The organism is Pelomicrobium sp. (genome assembly GCF_036803785.1).
In the GTDB taxonomy this organism is placed as follows: domain Bacteria; phylum Pseudomonadota; class Gammaproteobacteria; order Burkholderiales; family UBA6910; genus Pelomicrobium.
The window spans coordinates 1-3,760 of the sequence record NZ_DAIRTR010000199.1 but is presented as its reverse complement, the minus strand read 5'-3'; the positions used below and the strand labels follow the sequence as shown (position 1 = coordinate 3,760).

3 protein-coding genes are annotated in these 3,760 nt (G+C 62.6%); 2 read left to right on the top strand and 1 reads right to left on the bottom strand.

The window, feature by feature from the left end; genetic code table 11:
• Positions 1-56: 56 nt before the first annotated feature.
• Complete coding sequence (gene fusA, locus V7Q81_RS15090) at positions 57-2,102, top strand: elongation factor G (protein ID WP_333844947.1); 2,046 nt, start codon at positions 57-59, stop codon at positions 2,100-2,102.
• 22 nt (positions 2,103-2,124) lie between these two features.
• Here fusA and V7Q81_RS15085 read toward each other — a convergent pair whose 3' ends face one another.
• Positions 2,125-2,445, bottom strand: a complete 321-nt coding sequence (locus V7Q81_RS15085) for a hypothetical protein (protein WP_333844944.1) — start codon at positions 2,443-2,445, stop codon at positions 2,125-2,127.
• 411 nt (positions 2,446-2,856) lie between these two features.
• On the opposite strand from V7Q81_RS15085, the gene lexA reads away from it, so the two are divergent.
• The gene (gene lexA, locus V7Q81_RS15080) at positions 2,857-3,459 is read left to right on the top strand and encodes a transcriptional repressor LexA (RefSeq protein ID WP_333844941.1); all 603 of its coding nucleotides are present in this window, start codon (positions 2,857-2,859) and stop codon (positions 3,457-3,459) included.
• Positions 3,460-3,760 lie beyond the last annotated feature (301 nt).

The following is a 3,760-nucleotide window of genomic DNA, read 5'->3' as shown; positions in this document are numbered from 1 at the left end:
CCTATACTCGGACGAAGAATCCCCCTGCGGCCACAACGCGAGCTTGGAGGAAGCCCATGGCTTTGATCACCACAGAAGCGATCCGTGCCGTAGCCCTCGTGGGACACGCCGGCGCCGGGAAAACCACTCTGGCGGAAGCCCTGCTTTACCGGGCCGGGGCGATTCCCGCCATGGGTTCCATCGAGCGGGGGACCACGGTGTGCGACTTCGATCCCCTGGAAAAGCAGCACCAGCACTCGCTGTATTCGGCCGTGGCCCACTTCGAGCACCAGGGTACCCGCATCCACCTCGTCGATACCCCCGGCTACCCCGATTTCCTTGGCCAAGCCATCAGCTGCCTGCCTGCCGCGGAGACGGTGATCGTGGTGGTCAACGCCCAGACGGGCATCGAGCTCACCACCACCCGGATGATGAATTGGGCCGCCCGGCGCAGGCTTTGCCGCATGATTGTGGTCAACAAGATCGACGCCGAAAACACCGACCTGCCGGCGCTCTTGAACGCTTTGCAGGAGACCTTTGGCAAGGAGTGCCTACCCATCAATCTGCCCGCCGCCGGCGGCATGAAAGTGGTGGATTGCTTCTTCAACCCCGCCGGTGAGTCGGATTTCTCCTCCGTCGAACAAGCGCACCGAGCCCTCATCGACCAGGTGGTGGAGGTGGACGAGGAACTCATGGCTCTCTATCTGGAGCAAGGAGACATCGATCCCGGGCAGCTCCATGCGCCCTTCGAAAAGGCGCTGCGCGAGGGGCACCTGGTCCCCATCTGCTTTGCTTCCGCCCGCACCGGCGTGGGTGTGCCGGAGCTGCTGGACATCTTCATCAAGCTCCTGCCCAATCCCACGGAAGGTAACCCCCGACCCTTCATCAAAGGCGAGGGGCCGCAGGCAGAAGAATTTCGCGCCGTGCCCGATCCAGACAAGCACGTCGTCGCCCACGTGTTCAAGGTGAGCGTGGATCCGTTCGTGGGCAAGCTGGGCGTGTTCAAGGTACACCAGGGCACCATCACCAAGGACTCCCAGCTCTTCATCGGTGACGCGAGAAAACCTTTCAAAGTAGGCCACCTCTTCATGCTCCGGGGCAAGGAGCACATCGAGGTGGAGCGCTGCATCCCCGGCGACATCGGCGCGGTGGCCAAAGTGGAAGAAATCGGGTTCGACGCCGTGCTGCACGACCACCATGACGAGGACCGCATCCATCTGCAGCCCCTAGAGTTTCCCAATCCCATCTATGGGCTGGCTATCGACCCAGTGAAGCGCGGCGACGAGCAGCGGCTGTGGGAAGTGCTCACCAAACTCGCCTCCGAAGACCCGTGCCTCAGGGTAGAGCGACTGATGAGCACCAACGAAACGGTGGTGTGGGGCCTGGGCGAGCTGCATCTGCGCACCTTGCTCGAACGCATGACGACGCAATACAAGCTGGAGGTCAAGACCCGCCCACCGCGCATCGAGTACCGGGAGACCATCACCGCGCCGGCGGAGGGCCACCATCGGCACAAGAAGCAGACCGGCGGCGCGGGACAGTTCGGCGAAGTCTTCCTGCGCATCGAGCCCCTGCCCCGGGGGACGGGTTTCCAGTTCGTGGACGAGGTGAAAGGGGGCGCGATCCCGTCTCAATTCATCCCCGCGGTGGAAAAGGGTGTACAGCAAGTCATGGAAACCGGCGCCATCGCCGGCTATCCGATGCAAGACGTGCGGGTCGTGGTCTACGATGGCAAGAGCCACCCGGTGGACGGCAAGGAAGTGGCCTTCATCACCGCCGGCAAGAAGGCGTTCCTGGATGCGGTCATGAAGGCGCGCCCCATCGTGCTGGAGCCCATCGTCCGCATCGAAATCACGGTCCCGGAGGCCAACATGGGCGATGTCGCTGGCGACATCTCTTCCAAACGCGGCCAGGTCACCGGCACTCAGTCTGGGCGTGGGGGCATGGTCACGGTCACCGGACTCGTGCCCCTGTCCGAGCTCAACAACTACCAATCCCGGCTCAAGTCCTTGACCGGGGGCGCCGGCTCCTACAGCGTCGAGTTCAGCCACTACGAGCCGGTGCCCCCCAATGTACAGCAGCAGCTCGTCGCCCAGCACAAGGCGCCGGCGGCGGAGGACTGAAGTCCGTCTCGTTCGGTTCGCCTTACCGGGCGGAAGCCGCTGCGTCCTCAATACGGGTCAGCAAAGGCAGCTCGCCGCGCTTCGCACAGGTGGCGATGAAGTCCGCCCGCCCCATCGCCCGATGAGTATCTCCCTCCCGCACCCGGGCGTTGAGCGCTTCGTAGTGCTCGGCGCGCTCGCCCAAGAGGGTGGCGAACAGCACTTCCAGCTCCCATGGGTCCACCTTGAGGCGGCCGAAGGGATTACCGTCCTCCGCCGGCACCCAGAAGAGGCGCGGCTCCCAGTTACGGCCACGGATTTCCGGCCGCTGATACCACGTTTTGAGCTTCTCCTCTAGGGACATGCCTAGCCCTCCTTGTCAGTGGTCACTTTACCGTAACCTATCCATCAAAAAAGGAAAACGAGTTCTCCACAGATTCTGTGGATAACATTGTGGAAGAAACGTTTTTTACGGTTCGGATGCCCTTGCGCCGGCTCGATTTTTGCCGTTTTGAACATGATTTGAGCACCCATAATTAAGCAAAAAAATCAATAGGTTATATTTTTCCCGCCGTCCCCTCGAGACCGCCCCCCACGCAGCTCTCCTCACGCTGCTAAACGGTGGACAATTTCCCTACAGCCCCTTGACAGGCAAGCTCGGCCGTGGGTCGGAAACGCGCCCCGGAGACTCGCTTCACGGGCAACAACGAAACGCGCTTGCGGGCCCGCTGGTTTCAGATATGATCTCAGCTGGATATTTATACATTGCAGGCATATGCACGAGCTGACGGCAAGGCAAGCCGAGATCTTGAAATGGATCCGGGAATTCATGGAAACCAGCGGGCTTCCTCCCACCCGAGCTGAGATGGCCCAAGCCCTCGGTTTCAAGTCGCCCAATGCCGCCGAAGCGCATCTACGAACCCTTGCGCGCAAGGGGGTCATTGAGCTGCTGCCGGGCGCTTCCCGGGGCATTCGACTCAAGGTGCCCGTGGGCCTGCCGGTGGTGGGCCGCGTGGCCGCCGGCTCACCGATCCTCGCGGAGCAGAACATCGAGGCTCGCTACCGCATCGACGGCCAACTCTTCAAGCCCAGGGCCCATTACTTGCTGCGGGTGCGGGGCATGAGTATGCGGGATGCCGGCATCCTGGACGGGGATCTTCTGGCGGTGCACCGCAGCCACGAGGCCCGTTCCGGCCAGATCGTGGTGGCCCGTCTCCACGACGAGGTGACAGTAAAACGCTTGAAGCGCCGCGGCCGAGAAGTCCTCCTGATGCCCGAAAATCCGGAGTTTTCTCCCATTCCGGTCGATCCCCGCTCCCATTTCTTCGCCATCGAGGGCATCGGCGTGGGGATCATCCGCAACGAAAAGCCGTTCTGATCCGTCAATCCCGGGACTGAGCCACCCCCACGATTATTCCGCCCTCGGCCATGGGCTGAGCTCGATTCTTCAGGCCCTGCGCTGCCTTCTCGGGCTCTCGGCGGTTAAACCGCCCACACCCGGCCGAGACCGCAGCCAAGAAGCCGCCACACCCTGCTCCTCGACTGCCACTGCGCGAAGAGTCCCCACAAAAGGAAACGCCCGCCTTGCGGCGGGCGTCGAGAGGCGTGAAGCAACCTCGCCCTCAGGCGAGCATGTCGGTCCAGATGTTCTGGCCCCAGGCCCAGGCGTACTGGGCTTC